This window comes from Prochlorococcus marinus str. MIT 9313, assembly GCF_000011485.1.
Lineage (GTDB): Bacteria > Cyanobacteriota > Cyanobacteriia > PCC-6307 > Cyanobiaceae > Prochlorococcus > Prochlorococcus marinus_D.
This window is the reverse complement of sequence record NC_005071.1, coordinates 1049784-1064443: the sequence shown is the minus strand read 5'-3', so window position 1 is coordinate 1064443 and position 14660 is coordinate 1049784. Positions and strand designations below refer to the sequence as shown.

Sequence of the window (14660 nt, the reverse complement as noted above, 5' to 3'; positions counted from 1 at the left end):
CGGAGTTGTTGTTGCCTTGGAGAAACCCTTTTTTTATCCTTCTAAGACTTGAATGAATGACTATCCGTTTGATCTGGATAAAAAAAGCTGCTAACTCCAAAGCTTTCATTCAACAAGGCGCTGAGATCTAGTAGAGCATTGGTACTGATTGTTATTGATTCAATGATGGACCGTCGCCACTGGTCTCTACTGGCAGTGGCTGCATTACTGATTGGTGTTTTGTCTCTTCTTTTCCTTGAGATCGATTTGGGCATGGAAGAAGCCATCCCACAAAACCCAGAGGAACAGCAAATCCCTGACCCGCCAGAGACGTACGGCGAAGGCAAGATCTTGATGGGCGACTGACAAGAGCGATCTCGACCGCCCCATCGAAGTGATCAAAGTTCGCCAGAGGAAGGAAGAGCTCGCCTTACTGAAAACCAGATCGATGCATCCCGATGTGGCTGATCTAAGGGAGCGATGGAAAAGACTGCAAAAAGATGGTTGTAGGGCAACGTCAGCCCAGTGGTGAGAGTCGTTTCAACCCCTCTGCCCCTAGACCAGTGGTGGAAAGTTAGGCCCTTGGTTTTTGTGCGAGAAGTTCTTTCAAAATCTCCTTTTGCTTAGCGGCAGCGAGCCTGTAGCCCCTTTCGAGATCTGTTTCTGTGGGTTCCTCCTTGGGAGCATCTTTTTTGTTTCGACGACCGAACATCCCAGTTATGGACTTACTGAGCATCGAGGCGCGGGAAATCTCGCTCAGCTGATGGTCTCACATGGCCAGTGATGGCAAGAACAGGCGTAAGCGTGCGCAGCGTGAGAAGAAATAGCTCGAGAACCCTTATTTGATGAATTTCAAGACAACGGCGAGCTATCGGAGCCAAGCGCGGAACAGTTCTAGGTGCTCGAGGAGTTCATAGGAGAGACGCCTCCAGGCTTGAAGCTTGCTCAAGCCATGAAACTTTTGTATTCCCTTGACGATGCGACCTGTTGATCGATGGATTTTTAGTCGCGAAAGCCGTACCAGAGACGTTTAAAACGTGATGTCTATCGCCAACCGGCCCTGGTTCTCACGACCTTTTTGGTTCGGTTGAACATTCTGGTGGAGTCAAACTGTAGGGGTCTTGAAGAGAACAATCATGTATTCACTATTCGATTCCGTCTTTGACGTTCCATTCGGCTACAGCATTCCTCGTGATCGCGTTGTTGTGATCCCTGATTCGCAGTACAACAAGCTGCGTGCGCAAGAAAATGAGCGCCAAGTTGCCAAACTTGAAGCTCGCAAAGAGCATCACTCTCAGGTGATTGAGCGCCTTAACGAGCAGATCAGTGAACTGCAAGCTGCACTACCAGCAGCTGAGCCAGACAAAGAGTTAGCGGCCACAAAAGAGTGATCGCTAACGGCAGCTGGAGTGGGACCCATCTGCCGATATTTGCTGGGATACAACAGCACGTTCTAGGGGGCCTGCGGGCCCCTTTCTCTTGTTTGAGTTGGCCAGTTGCTGACAAGTGACCGCAAGGGGTTCAACGGACAGAACCGGCTATTGAGATTGCCGGTAAAAAGGCAATGCCTACCTCAATCCCCCATCCAGATTCGGGCTGTTCTTTTTTGTGTTCTTAGCAGCAAAAAATGCTTGTGCGATCCAGCCCCTGAGAGGTGCGAAAGGGTAGTGCGGGGGCGTTTAGAGACGCTTGATCGAAAGGAGTAATTCTTCCTACTGACGCCTTGTTGTTGCTTGCTTAGACCTAGATCAGGAGTCCGAGGACGTAGAAACCCTGAAAACCTGTCCTGGACTTGAGGGCATCCGACGCGGGTGCCCTTCTTCATGCCTTGCTGTTGCTGCCAAATAGTGGTGGGATTGATCATCGTTTTGGTAGTGCTAACAGGCTTGTCCGCGGCGATTGCTTTATTTACGGTGCCAGCGCTTTGCGAACCCCTGGGTCTTTGTCTAGCAGAAGAAAAAAAGTAAAGATCAAAAAGACCGCGAGAAGAAGGATGCTGAGAAACCTGATGACGCAGCAGAGACTCCTTCAACACCAAAAGAGAAAGCACCAGTAGAACCACAAGCAGAGCAAAGGGATCGCAACGGTGAAAGCACAGGCCCTGTTGCACCAGTCCCTCAAAGTGCACCTCAAAGAAATGAGCCGTTGTGGTGAGGCAGGACAGGAGATAAGACAGAACCACGTCGCCTGCAAGCGCTACTCGTTCGTGATCTCGACGGTTCTGCCATTGATTGGAAGTTGCAAGCCCGGATTCAGGTTGGCGAAAAGTTGCCACCACTGCAGAGTGACCAATGCTCAAAACCATTCACTGCACCTTCAGCTGCAAAACACAGACCCAGGGCTTTTTCGTAAGCCAAGCCGAGGAAGACACCTCCACGCCTTGCAGCGGACGCCATAGAACAAACAAGCTGGGTTTTGCCCGTGCCGCTTAGACCACTCATGATGATGACCTGACCCTTCAGCTAGACACCGGGAAAAAACAACCTGCTATCAATTTCTGGTGCGTCCAGTTCCCCAAGGTCGCCAAACAGACCAAGCTCGATGACGCCCTCTCGTACATCATCAATGCGGTTGAGTATTTCTTTACCCTGCAAAGCCCTTTATCTTTATTCGATACTGAGACCTACATGAAACTACTCACTTCAATCGTCGCCACAATGCTGCTGAGCGGCTGTAACTCTGCGCCAGTTCTCCAGCATCTGGAATGCAGCAATACGCTTTCTCGTGAAGCCTATGTGTTTGATCGCAACACGGGTCAGCTCTACACCTATTCACGTGAACGAGACACTTATTGGCAGAAACCAGATCATCGCTTTTCTATCAAAACCACTGGCCGCATCGACAACAAATCACTGGTCATTGAAACGCGCGTGGGCGAATGGAAAGGTGACATCGGCGATCGTAACCGTATCTGGAGGGCCATATCGCCCAGGGTTGGAAATGACCTGTTTATTGACCTCAACACGCTGATGACTTCACGCAAGAGCTACAACAATATGGGTCGTGATATGGAAACCGTATATGGGCGGTGCAGATGGACTCCACTAAAGACTGAAAGCGTAGAGGTCACCACCGTGAAAACCGTAGCCAGACCCAATTCTTAACTATAAGAACTTAAAGCCAGTATCGTCGCGACAACATAATTCTTGAAGTGGACATTTATAACCCTACCTCGCTATAAATGCTCGCTCGGCCAACGAATTCATATGCTTTGCAAGATTGAATATCTTGATGGAATCTATATCTAAATACGTTTCCGACACGACACTCACATTTTGCTTCATTGTTCTAGCATCACCAGAGGTTCTCTTTTTTTATTGCGTATCTATTGCCAATGCAGTGGTTACTCCCCTAGATGGACCGCCTTCAATATGATTGACTAACACAACTAGGCGTTAGAAAAACTTGCAGAGTTGTCAAAAAGCTCCATAATGCGCTTGAAATCCTGACAATTACCTGGGTGGCAACCTATAGATGTCAATTCGGCGTTCCCTCCACACTTCAACAGTGGTTTTGCAGCTGGCCAGCTTTTTGGCAGTGCCACAAAGCCTTGCGCAGACAGAAAAATCAAACGAATTATTGACTAGCAATACTTCCAATATTGATTCAACATATCTTGTTGATGAATTGGATCGCTTGCAGAATCGTGTCAAGCGAAATTCTATGCCGATTACACTCAATGAAGCTATCGTTATTGGGATTACTAACAATCCAGAACTGCTTCAAACATTTGGTGCGATTCAGCAATACGAATGGTCTTTGATTGCTGCACAAAGACGCTGGTATCCTCAATTACAATTATCCAATGGATCTCCATTCATTGGTTACAGCTGGGGAACTTACATTAACAATCAATATGGTATGCGTGGAAACAGAGCTTCATCAACCACTCTAAGCTCTAACTCACTCTATTCAGTAAACAAGAGCCAATCATTTCTACTCCAGCCTGGAGCGATAGTGAGCTGGAACTTCATTGATCCAACGCGACAGCCTGATATCAACGCAGCATCTGAATCACTCAAGCAACAAAAATTACTTTTTAATGTAAGCACCCGTAATCTCATCCTCAACCTTCAGCAGAGCTACTACGGCATTCAAAGTAGCCAACAGCTCATTAATAGCTTTAAACAGATTTATGCGATTAATAAACAACAACTCAAGATGCTAGAAGCTCAAAAAAATATCGGGATGGCGACTGTGCTTGATGTTGAGCAAACTAAGTCTCAGCTTTTTACTCAACTCAGCCAACTAGTTAGCTATACCCAGGAATACATCAAGCAAACTGCTTTATTAGCAGAATACCTAGCACTACCACCAGGAAAACTCGCCATCCCTAGTGATCCAGCCGCTCGTGCAGGGAGTTGGAGTGAAACCCTTCAAGAAACCCTCAAAAACGCACTCAAGCAACGTGAAGAGATTCTTGCCAGCCTTGCTGCCGCTGAATCAGCTCAATGGAGAGGTATCGCCTCTATACGCAGCTACCTGCCAGTTTTTCAACTTATGGGAACTGGATCACTGAACTCCAGCAATGGTTACTCATCCGTCCCTGTCGATGATGATCCTGGGAGCGCTTACCATTGGACTCGGACATGGACAGCTACTGTCGGGATCGGCTTCTCATGGTCTTTGTTCGATGGCGGCATTAATGCAGCAAATGCTGAATCTTTTTATGCGCAGAGCCGTCAACAAAAAGCCCAAGCAGCCCAAACGGAACTAACTGTTGTTCGTCAAGTACGAAGCAGCTTTGCTGAAATGCAAACATCACGCGTAGCCATTGCAAGTGCCCAAAGGGCTTATGAAAGTGCAAAGCTCGCGCAAGAGGTCGCTCGAGTGCGCTGGGCTGCTGGGGTAGGTGATATCACCAGCGTTGTACAGACCATTCAACAGCTTTCTATAGCTGCACAACAATCCTCGCAAGCGATACTTAGTTACAATAATGCTGTTGCTGAAATCTATCGCTACTCAGCCACATGGCCTGGTAGTACCGAGAAGGATGTACAGATGCGTTTAAGAATGATGCGTAATCCATCGAGCAATCCTAAAAACTCCTCTCTAATACCTTGACTAATCCCTTTAACAAACGCGCTTTGCTAAAGCGCTATCAAGTTGGTGATCGCAACCCACCAATTACATTATTGACACCACCTTTAAAGGTTACTTTGGGAATGGGTCTGCTGATTGCCATCGGCGGAGCTCTGTGGGCCACCTTGGCACGTATTCCTTTGAGCGTAGAAGGCACAGGCGTGCTACTGCCAGTGAGTACAATTAATAGCAGCATCAGCGGTACCAACGGCAATGCTATTTGGATGTTTAATCAACCAAAACAGCAATGGCATCTATCGGCCAAACGTTTCAAAAATCGGCCTGGTCAATTTAATAATCGGCAAATGACTGAGCTGGCGACCAATATCCTTAATGCCATCGATAAAAAACATTCAGAAAAAATATCAATGGCTAAAAATTCATCTGCTGAAAATTTCACAGAAAAACTTAAACAAACCTTTTATGGACAGAAAGTCCCTGCAGGTCAACTAATGCTTTGGATTCAATCATCTGCTCAGCATGAGCAACTCCATAGTGAGCTTGATCAACTCAAGAGAACACTCCGCGATACCCTGGCTCAACAGAATAATATCAATTCCAAGCAATCAATCCTTCGTGAAGAACTTGCTAGACGCTCCTCTTATCTTGCCCAGATGCAAAAACTTGAAAGCAAGGGATATGTGACACGTGCAGCGATTCTGCAGGAACAAGCTCAGGTTGACAATCTTCGCTCTCAGATTTATAGCAACAAAAATGAGTTGATTAACCTTAGTAATCAACTTGATCAGTCTTATCAGAAATTGGGTAACACACTTTCAAATCTTATTAACCAGCAGATGATCTTTGCCTCGGATGATGTTTATTTGACACAAGTCATCCCAAACAACGGTGAAAGTGTCATCCAGGGTCAAGTTGTACTGCAATTGAGTGATGATTCACTCAATAGTCCCATATTAGTGCCGGTGTTTCTCGGCTCCAGGGAAATGGCCCAGGTGTTCCCAGGCATGGACGCTCTAGCTACTCCAGAGGGTTATAAACGATCGGAAGTTGGGGGCATCCGTGGGCGCGTAGTGTCGATGGCCCAAGTGCCAAGCGGGCTAGAAGATGTCCATGCCCGTGTAGGACTGAAATCGCTGGCCCAAGTGATCACAAATCGCGAGCCATCTCCAACCCTTGCAGTCTTGGCGCTTGAGCGCAGTGGAGAGACCTCCCCCTTGAACAGCGGTGGTTACCGCTGGAGTTCAAGAGGCGATCTGCCATTCCCTCCGACCCCCGGTGATCGCCTTTCTGTGCAGATCACCACCCGATACGTTGCTCCTATCGAAATGGTGCTTCCTAGTTTCCGTTATTTCTTTGGCATGAGTCCGCCAGACAGACCACACCTGCTACCTAACAACAACAGGCAACAAATAAACGAATGAAGAAACTGCAGCGGAAGCGCGTCAAGGCCCAAGCACGGCTGCAATACGAAGCAACTGAATGTGGCGCCGCTTCGCTTGCCACGATCCTCGCTTACTTTGGCCGTATTGTTGAACTCAGCGAGCTGCGTTTGGCCTGCGGCGTCAACCGCGATGGTTCTAATGCTAAGCAGGTACTTAAGGCTGCTCGTGAATACGGCCTCACAGCAAAAGCCTATCGCTGCTCAGGAGAAACACTCAGAAGTGAAGGCCACTTCCCATGCATCGTCTTTTGGGGCTTCAATCACTTTCTAGTGGTTGAAGGGTTTAACGATCGCCACGTCTTCCTAAGTGATCCTGCTCAGGGTCGGACGCGAGTGGAGATGGAGGAATTCCTTGATAAATTCACTGGCATCGTGCTCGAGTTCGAACCCGGGCCAGAGTTCCGCACTGGCGGCAGTGAGCGATCGCCACTGTGGAGTCTGCCAGCCAAACTGCTTCCATACAGAGGATCTTTGCTGCAGTTGCTTTGCGTAGCTAGTGCCCAAGGGGTGTTCGGCATTTTGGTTGCTGGCTTCACTTCTGGCTTCATCGACAACTTTCTACAAAATGAGCGACTCTATTTCGGCATTCCAATTCTTTGGTTGCTAATGCTCTCCGTTCTTGGCTGGTTGGCTGTGCTCAGTATTTACTACTTGATCCTACGAAGAATGGAGCTGCTGTTCTCGAAAAGACTTACTGCCGATTTATTCCGCAAGCTTTTTCAAGTGACCTTCGGGTTCTATCAGACCCGTTTTCAGGGTGAAATTGCTAGTCGCATGTTGCTGGGGATGGGAACTACGCAGGTCTTGATGAACAGCTTACTGCGTTTTCTTTTGAGCCTCTGGACAAGTGCCCTGATGTTGATCGTGGCTTTATTTATCTCTACCTGGCTAGCGCTTTTGGTGCTGGTCGTGATTGGCGGCAATCTTCTTCTTAATTGGTGGTTGACTGAGCAGCGTTACGACGCCAACCGTAAACTCGCCTTGGAACAGGGCAAGGCTCAGGGTAAGGGACTGCAAGGGATTAACAACATCGAAACAATCAAGGCCTCTGGCCTGGAATTTGACTTCCTGAGCCAATGGCAGGGCAGCTTCGGCAACGTGGTGATTCAGAACCAGCTGCTTGGTTCACAGATAGCTATTGCCACAGTCACTGCTAGCGGGAGCACCTTTCTGCTCAATGCTTTGATTATCGCTGTCGGAGGGTTGCTAATTATCGCCGGCAAGATGTCACTTGGCACCTTAGTGGCTTTTCAATTTTTGCAGGGTCAGCTCACTGCACCGATCTCTTCCCTTCCACAACTGAATGCCAGTCTTCAGAGGCTAATTGGCGATCTTGCACGTCTTGAAGATCTTGATAAAAGTGAAGATGACCCGTTAGTGCGTAGTTTCGCAATGAGTGAAACCACCGCCTTAGGGGTTGAAGACGAAACTTCGAACGTGGCTAAACGCCTCGAGGGGATGATCGAGTTACAACAAATTAGCTACAGCTTTGATGTCACTTCCCCTCCCTTCATTGATCAACTTGATCTAACGATCCCAGCGGGTTCTCAGTTGGCGATTGTGGGCGGTAGTGGTTGTGGCAAAACCACCCTCATTCGTTTGCTGGCTGGCCTTTATATGCCCAGTAGTGGCACTCTGTTATTTGATGGAAAACCCTGGCAGGAGCATGGTGATCGAGTGATGCGTAACAGCTTGGCCTATGTGCCCCAGCAGGTGTTTGTTTTTAACGCCTCCGTGCATGACAACATCACCCTTTGGAACCCTGCCTATGGGCTGGAAGATCTCGAGACTGCAGCTAACGATGCCCAGGTGTTGGATACAATCAGAGCACATCCAAAAGCGTTTCAGCGTGCACTTCGTGACAACGGAAGCGATCTCAGTGGGGGAGAAAGGCAACGACTAGAACTTTGTCGGGCACTGTTGCGAAAGCCGAAGATTCTGTTGCTGGATGAAGCGACCAGCGCCCTTGATAACGCCACCCAAACTCGTGTGCTCGATGCTCTGAAAGCACGCCGTATGACGACGGTGAGTGTGGCACATCGCCTTGATGCCGCTCTACGCAGTGATCAGGTCATAGTGATGCAAGACGGCCAAGTCATTGAAATCGGTTCTCCCAAGGATCTTTTGGCACGGCAAAGCGCTTTTCAGGCCTTGGTGCAATCAGAACAGCAGCAGAGTGAGTTGAGCGCATGACGACAAATCCAGGCCGTGAGGCCTTGCTGCAAGCAAGAGCACTTGAGGAGGAACTGCTGTTCAGCTATACCCCTGAGAATGAAGGGGAAATCGAGCTTCGTCTACTTGGCTTTTGTATGGCGAAGCTAGGAAGACGTCAAAAACGATTGCAGCCACTTTCTGGCGCCTCAATCAAAGAGCTTTTGAATTTCAATGATATTCATCACCGCAAGATTGAGGCACCACTTGACCCGAATCAAGCGGAATATCCATTGCTGGTTGTCTTTGATGCTGAACACAACACTCCCTTCGCTCTTTATAGGCATAGAGGTCAAAACTGGCTTTTTGACCCGCAGGATGAGAGTCATCGGCTGTGTGATTCGAACCTGAAACTCGCTGCAACCGCTTATGAGGTTTACCCCTCTTTACCGGAAACCGTTTTAGGTCCGCTGGCTGTGTTGCGCTTCGCTTTTGCTACCGAACTCGGAGCTCTAACAGCCCTGGTGATCACCTCTGCGGTGGTGATGTTGTTTACTCTTTCGATTCCGATGCTCACCAATGTGCTGGTGAGCAGAATTCTTCCTCAAAACGATCAGAACTTGCTTTTTCAGGGTTTGACGGTTGTCGTTCTGATCGTGATTGGCTCAATGGCCACTGAGTTTCTTCAGAGCCTGATGCTGTTGCGCTTGGAGAGCATTGCTGATTTGCGACTGCAATCTGCAGTTTGGGATCGGCTGATGCGCTTGCCTATGAGCTTCATCAGCAAATACACCACAGGCGACCTCGCCTCTAGAGTGAGTGCAATCAGTCAGTTGCGGCAACTGATTGGCAATGGTGTTCTATCCACCCTGCTTTCCAGTCTCTTTGCCATCAGCTTTTTTGTGCTGATGTTCGTCTACGACAACCAGCTGGCGCTATGGGCCAGCGCCTTTACTCTGGTTGCCGCAATCTGCCTGCTTTGGATCACGTGGCGCTCCATCCAATTGCAAAGGCCATTACTAGAAAGTGGTGCAGAGATCACAAATTTTTCCCTGCAAGCCGTTATGGGCATGCCCCAAATCCGCAGCGCTGGCAGTGAGCCTTACCTATTGGTTCGCTGGCTAAGAGAGATCAATCGCTATGCATCCTTGCAATTACGCAGCAACGTCTATAGCGATGCGATGGAGCAATACGGAACCTTAGTCACCCCCTTGGCCAGTCTTTTCATGTTTGCCGTGGTCGCCTATCAGGTTTTGAATAGCCCCAGCGAAATTAATTTGAATCAAACACTGGTGGCATTTATTTCTTTTAATGCCGCATTTTCTGGCTTCAACGGTGCACTAACCGGTGCGATTAATCTTCTAGCTAACGTTGCTGGGCGTGCAGCAGTGCTTTGGCGGCGGGCTGAACCAGTGCTGTATGCAGATGTTGAAAAGGGATATCAACCTGAGGCGATCTATCACAGCTTGAGGGGCGAATTTCGGCTAAGGGGTATTTCCTACGAGTTTCCAGAAAGTAGTGAGCAATTATTCAATAGCCTCACTCTCACGATTCCAGCTGGTCAACACACGGCAATTACTGGTGCAAGTGGCTGCGGAAAAACAACATTGGTCCGCATGCTTCTTGGCTTCATTAGCCCTCAGACCGGAGAACTGTTGGTAGATGGAATCCCGCTGACTCAATTAGCAATCCGGGCCTACCGCCGTCAGCTCGGGGTGGTAATGCAGACAGCAAGACTCAATACCGGATCCATTTATGAAGTCATCTGCGGCGGAGTGGGGCGCAGCGAAGATGAAGTTTGGCAAGCGCTTGAACAAGCTGCTTTAGCTGATGAAGTGCGCGCGATGCCAATGCAATTGGAAACGTTGTTAAGTGATTCCGGTGGCAATCTCTCTGGGGGGCAAGTGCAACGGATTGCGATTGCTCGTGCCCTGATCACCCAACCGAAGGTTCTGATCATGGATGAAGCGACCAGTGCGTTAGACAATCGCTCCCAGGAGCGGATCACACAAACGATCAAGGAGCTGGGCATGACCAGAATCAGCATTGCCCACCGTTTGAGCACGATCCAGCAGGCTGACCAGATCGTAATATTGGAGAGAAATCAACCTAAAGAAGTCATGTCAGGCAAGTGGGATGAGCTTAAAAGCCATGGCTATCTGGCCAGCATGTTGGCTAGTCATTGAGCACAGCCCAGGGTCCAGCGCTGATCAGTTGAGATACGACAGCTCGTGATTGATCATCCTCGAGCAGCTCTAATCCCATCCCGCTTACGCCTTTGTAGAAGCCAGGTAGCATCAGAGTTCCTTCTTTTTTGCCGAAGCAACGCAGCTTCATCGGTACAGTATTAATTATGCTTGAGTAGTTGTCGTAGAAAGAGAAATTGGCGTTTACTAAGGCATCGATAAAAAAGACGCTGTTCTCACCAACGGCAATGGGCAGAAAGGCATCAATTCCTGCTTGGTTCAGTCTGCCGACTCTTTGCAGGGCACCTTGAAAGCCCATGTTGAACTGAGCAGCATCCTTGAGGTTGATCTCCAGCAGATCAAAGGTATCATCATTGTCTAGAGAAGAGCTGCTGATCTGGGCCTCGAGCTGCTCATTGCGTTGCTTGAGGGCCTGAAATCTTCTTCAGCAATTTTTCACGTTGCTGCTGCCATGTAGGAGCACTCTCTTCTGCAACAGCAGGAAGCAAGGAAAAGGGTGCAGATGCCAATGCAAGAGCAGCAGCACCCGTCAGTGATAAGGAGAGACGAACGGAACGTTGTACTGGGATTAAGCGATTTAAAGTGAATGATTGTTGGATTCATCTTTAGTTGCAGCTATCAAGCCAAATCAACTGCAGCAATTGATCTCACCAGATCAACAATGACTTCCTTGGAATAGGGATTGACGTCTCAATCAGATTCATGTCAAATGGCTTCAAGTTACAGTGAGAATCAGAAAAGACATAGGACTTGGAGGCAATGGTATAAGCCTCGGGCCGCCGTGATTAAAGGCGGAAGTTAGGGTTTGCAAGAGCAGGCAAAGTTCAAACTTGATTTGTTATCAATGCACCAGGCTAGCTTTGTTTAGCCCCTGCCAATTGAGGTAGTAAGCGAATTCCTACAAGCAAGTGTTACCAGTTATTGAATAGGTATTCGAACAGTTATCTAGCAGCTTTTAAATACAACTGTAATAAAAGGCAGTGTAGTTCTGGTCATATTACTATTTAGCTTGTAGTCAACTCTATGGATCGGCTCGGTGTACTGCTTGCTTTACCAGTAGCCTAAATTAATCACTGGTTCCAAACCTACTGGCATCTTTTCTAGTGGGGATACAAGCTAAATCCATTAATTGTTATCAGCTTCCAAGTCTGGAACGGCTAAGATATAATATTCAAGAGCGGAGTCTTCTGATTATGATAAAATATACGAATCATCTTTAACCGTCTTTATGCGACGCAAGCCAATCTCAGATTTCATCTTCAAATCTGCATTGGCTGGCATATTACTCTGCACATCAACAATCTCTGCGGAGGCAAAGGATAAAGTCATTGAAGGCACAACTTATAGCTATAATTGCAGAGAAGGGCTCTGGAAAAGCAAAATAATTGGTCGTGGAGTCAACGACAAAGAATGGATTACAATTGAAAGACTGGAGAAGCTTTCAGGCACTCGTCAAGTAAATGTTAGGAATGATATTAAAAAATCATGCCAATCCTCTTCACTAATCTCTAAAGCTAAAAGAGCATTTGGAGCCGATTGTGAGCTGGCAAGTGATTCTTTTGATCCCAGTAATTGGCAAATTGATTACGCAAGTAGATTCAACGCTCATGGAAATAAGTACCATATTTTCGCAATAAGATATGGTGACGGAAGCAGGAGGCTTTGCCTTTCGAAGAATAACTTCAGAGACAACTTACCCATCGAAACCCCAGGCAGGAGCTTGTTTCTCCATAACATCGAAAGACAAGCAGATTCATCGATTATTGAATATGAATATCATCCTGGGAATGGATGGGGCTACGAGGTTAAAAAATACCGACTAGATTTAAGTGATCCAGAACGACCAAGTTTTAGCGTGGTTGATAGTTGGATTCATCAGCGGTAAATAGAATTCTTCTTGCCTGAGGCAGGCAGAACACTACCTATATTTATCTAAAGCAGATGCTAAGGCTCAGTTGCTATTGCCTTGTGGCTTTAAACCTATAGGATTTAGCTAATTAGTCATTTGCAAATGGATCGAAATGTTTTAGGCGAACCTCTCGAGATTTGTAGTTGTGATCCGAAAACGGGTTGGTATCGAGACGGAAAATGTAGAACTGATGGGCATGACCTTGGTCAGCATACGGTTTGCTGCGTGATCAGCGAGCAATTTCTGACCTATAGCAAAGCTCAAGGGAACGATCTATCAACGCCAATTCCTCAGTATGGCTTCTCAGGCTTGAAACCAGGAGATCATTGGTGTGTATGTGCATCTCGTTGGAAACAAGCCTATGATGATGGCATGGCACCAAATATTCGATTAGAGGCAACGAATATTGAGGTTTTGGCAGCTATAGATCTTCAGATACTCAAGCAATACAGTCATACTTGAGCTGCATCAATCTTTGAGAATTGAGAGCGCTGAGAAGCATGATCGATATCTCGGACGTGACAAAGAATCATTATTTAATACTCTTCAAACAATACTTTGGCATCAATCATATTTATATATATTGAAGAGCTAGATACTTCTCATTACTTTAAGGAATAGTGGCAATAGTTGTTATCAATCCTCCCTTTGTGAAGGGCTTTCAGCAAGGGTCTGCTCCAAGCGCCTTTTAAATTCGTCGTCCCGACTGATTGGACTAAGATCCCTTTGCGGCTTGAAGTTTGTGCCGACTTCCTTTGGAGGCTTGAATTCGACTTGTAAGTCCCTTCTTTTACTGAATAGTCCCATCGTCATACCTAGCCAGCGAAAACAAGAAAACAGAGCCCAAGCCCTATGTAGCCAGCGTTCATCTCCATACATGAAGCCTTGCATACAACTGGCATAGGCTCGATATGAGCGGCTTTGGCAAGAACAGGCGAACGCCTGCCAAACGAGAGAAGAAGTGAATCAAAGCTCGTGAACTCGACCAGCTCGCAGTTGTTGACCAGCTCGCGGAGCAGATTGCTGACCGCTGGCTGCTAATGATGTGGGATCAGCCTGGCGCTTCTTAGGTGGGATAAAACAAACAGGGAATATGGATCTTGGATCAAAGAGAACGCCTACTCCCCCCTGTTGCTATGCCAGTGGGCATTTGATACCTAAGCTTGTTGCCTTGGTGCGTGCAAACGCCTTGTGACTTAGCCAAAGTTCGAACGAACGCATGAGCTGCCCTCTGTACCTACCAGAGGGCTTTTTTTATGGCAGAGGAGATAGACCTCGATCTGCTCAATCAACGTCGCCCTGCTTCCAGCCAGTGCCATCGATAGAAGGAGCCCAAACCTTGATGCAGTCGGTTCTCGTCGCCTCTTCCCATTCCTTACTCTCCTCATTCTGCAGATATTGACTCCACTCTTGGCTTGAGTCGCCCCATCTTTCTCCGACGCACCACTGTGGGCATAGGTCGAAGTATTTTTCTGATAGTCAAGGTTGGCGTATAGGTTTCTCAGCTCTAGAAGGAGCAGCCAGAGCTCCGATCAGCAAGAAGAGCATCAGAGCTTGAGCCGCATTGGCGAATATATTTCTTTGGTTCTCCCAATAGCCTGAAGGGAGCCTTGTTTCTCTTGGGGCCTCAGTTCACATAAAGCCAGCGCGCCTGATCAAGCACCTGCTTCAACTGGTCGTCATCGAGAGCAAGGGCTTCTGGCCAAACATCAGAGAGCCAAGCACGTAGCTTGATGCAATCGATTCCAGCCTTGCTCTGCCAGGGTGTGAAAAACTCCTCCTGAGCAGCCAGAACTCGGAACTTCAGGAACTCCAGCAAGCGGGCTCGCAGCCGCTGTTGGTTTGGCATTCAATGGATCGTTCCGGTCCGTTAAAAATACAACTCCGATCCAAGAAAAAAGAAGTCAAGAAGAAACAGTAAGAGAGAGAT

14 protein-coding genes are annotated in these 14660 nt (G+C 47.7%); 9 read left to right on the top strand and 5 right to left on the bottom strand.

Translation table 11 applies throughout. The features are described 5' to 3' along the window. Window positions 1–162 precede the first annotated feature (162 nt). Window positions 163–345: a hypothetical protein gene (locus tag AKG35_RS05230; RefSeq protein ID WP_157859834.1), complete on the top strand. Its 183-nt coding sequence runs from the start codon at window positions 163–165 to the stop codon at window positions 343–345. Window positions 346–704: 359 nt separating this feature from the next. Here the strand turns inward: AKG35_RS05230 and AKG35_RS12870 are convergent, their stop codons facing one another. Beyond that, a complete protein-coding gene (locus AKG35_RS12870) occupies window positions 705–860 on the bottom strand; it encodes a hypothetical protein (protein ID WP_157859833.1) in 156 nt (51 codons plus the stop codon). Between the two features lie 255 nt (window positions 861–1115). Between AKG35_RS12870 and AKG35_RS05225 the strand changes: the two genes are divergently transcribed. Then, a complete protein-coding gene (locus AKG35_RS05225; RefSeq protein WP_011130332.1) occupies window positions 1116–1370 on the top strand; it encodes a guanylate-binding protein in 255 nt (84 codons plus the stop codon). A 182-nt stretch (window positions 1371–1552) separates the two neighbouring features. On the opposite strand, the gene AKG35_RS05220 is transcribed toward AKG35_RS05225, so the two are convergent. Beyond that, window positions 1553–2254 (bottom strand): hypothetical protein, encoded by a 702-nt coding sequence (locus tag AKG35_RS05220; RefSeq protein WP_157859832.1) that lies wholly within the window; start codon window positions 2252–2254, stop codon window positions 1553–1555. Beyond that, window positions 2232–2420, bottom strand: a complete 189-nt coding sequence (locus AKG35_RS12865) for a hypothetical protein (RefSeq protein ID WP_157859831.1) — start codon at window positions 2418–2420, stop codon at window positions 2232–2234. The genes AKG35_RS05220 and AKG35_RS12865 overlap by 23 nt, the downstream gene beginning before the upstream one ends. Window positions 2421–2606: 186 nt before the next feature. Between AKG35_RS12865 and AKG35_RS05215 the strand changes: the two genes are divergently transcribed. The 5 genes from AKG35_RS05215 (at window position 2607) to AKG35_RS05195 (ending at window position 10800) form a co-directional block, all read left to right on the top strand. After that, complete coding sequence (locus AKG35_RS05215; protein ID WP_011130354.1) at window positions 2607–3083, top strand: hypothetical protein; 477 nt, start codon at window positions 2607–2609, stop codon at window positions 3081–3083. 403 nt (window positions 3084–3486) lie between these two features. Continuing rightward, window positions 3487–5043, top strand: a complete 1557-nt coding sequence (locus tag AKG35_RS05210; RefSeq protein WP_162009613.1) for a TolC family protein — start codon at window positions 3487–3489, stop codon at window positions 5041–5043. Then, window positions 5040–6443, top strand: a complete 1404-nt coding sequence (locus AKG35_RS05205; RefSeq protein ID WP_052646178.1) for a hypothetical protein — start codon at window positions 5040–5042, stop codon at window positions 6441–6443. Before AKG35_RS05210 ends, AKG35_RS05205 begins: the two co-directional genes overlap by 4 nt. Beyond that, entirely contained in the window at window positions 6440–8656 is a 2217-nt protein-coding gene (locus AKG35_RS05200; protein WP_011130351.1) for an ATP-binding cassette domain-containing protein, read from the top strand. Before AKG35_RS05205 ends, AKG35_RS05200 begins: the two co-directional genes overlap by 4 nt. Continuing rightward, on the top strand, window positions 8653–10800 hold the full coding sequence (locus tag AKG35_RS05195; RefSeq protein WP_011130350.1) for an ATP-binding cassette domain-containing protein: 2148 nt from the start codon (window positions 8653–8655) through the stop codon (window positions 10798–10800). The genes AKG35_RS05200 and AKG35_RS05195 overlap by 4 nt, the downstream gene beginning before the upstream one ends. Here the strand turns inward: AKG35_RS05195 and AKG35_RS13770 are convergent. Continuing rightward, a complete protein-coding gene (locus tag AKG35_RS13770) occupies window positions 10790–11119 on the bottom strand; it encodes a hypothetical protein (protein ID WP_011130349.1) in 330 nt (109 codons plus the stop codon). The genes AKG35_RS05195 and AKG35_RS13770 overlap by 11 nt on opposite strands. Before the next feature lie 930 nt (window positions 11120–12049). On the opposite strand from AKG35_RS13770, the gene AKG35_RS05185 reads away from it, so the two are divergent. Both AKG35_RS05185 and AKG35_RS05180 read left to right on the top strand, forming a co-directional pair. Continuing rightward, window positions 12050–12706 (top strand): hypothetical protein, encoded by a 657-nt coding sequence (locus tag AKG35_RS05185; protein WP_011130348.1) that lies wholly within the window; start codon window positions 12050–12052, stop codon window positions 12704–12706. Window positions 12707–12832: 126 nt separating this feature from the next. After that, window positions 12833–13192, top strand: coding sequence for a DUF2237 family protein (locus tag AKG35_RS05180; protein ID WP_041384417.1), 360 nt, complete (start codon window positions 12833–12835; stop codon window positions 13190–13192). A 1165-nt stretch (window positions 13193–14357) separates the two neighbouring features. Here AKG35_RS05180 and AKG35_RS05170 read toward each other — a convergent pair. Then, entirely contained in the window at window positions 14358–14579 is a 222-nt protein-coding gene (locus tag AKG35_RS05170; protein ID WP_011130345.1) for a hypothetical protein, read from the bottom strand. Between the last annotated feature and the right edge of the window lie 81 nt (window positions 14580–14660).

Coding starts and splice junctions, on each gene's coding strand:
- AKG35_RS05230 (WP_157859834.1), top strand. CDS start 163: ATGATGGACCGTCGCCACTGGTCTCTACTGGCAGTGGCTGCATTACTG.
- AKG35_RS05225 (WP_011130332.1), top strand. CDS start 1,116: ATGTATTCACTATTCGATTCCGTCTTTGACGTTCCATTCGGCTACAGC.
- AKG35_RS12865 (WP_157859831.1), bottom strand. CDS start 2,420: ATGAGTGGTCTAAGCGGCACGGGCAAAACCCAGCTTGTTTGTTCTATG.
- AKG35_RS05215 (WP_011130354.1), top strand. CDS start 2,607: ATGAAACTACTCACTTCAATCGTCGCCACAATGCTGCTGAGCGGCTGT.
- AKG35_RS05200 (WP_011130351.1), top strand. CDS start 6,440: ATGAAGAAACTGCAGCGGAAGCGCGTCAAGGCCCAAGCACGGCTGCAA.
- AKG35_RS05195 (WP_011130350.1), top strand. CDS start 8,653: ATGACGACAAATCCAGGCCGTGAGGCCTTGCTGCAAGCAAGAGCACTT.
- AKG35_RS13770 (WP_011130349.1), bottom strand. CDS start 11,119: ATGGGCTTTCAAGGTGCCCTGCAAAGAGTCGGCAGACTGAACCAAGCA.
- AKG35_RS05185 (WP_011130348.1), top strand. CDS start 12,050: ATGCGACGCAAGCCAATCTCAGATTTCATCTTCAAATCTGCATTGGCT.
- AKG35_RS05180 (WP_041384417.1), top strand. CDS start 12,833: ATGGATCGAAATGTTTTAGGCGAACCTCTCGAGATTTGTAGTTGTGAT.
- AKG35_RS05170 (WP_011130345.1), bottom strand. CDS start 14,579: ATGCCAAACCAACAGCGGCTGCGAGCCCGCTTGCTGGAGTTCCTGAAG.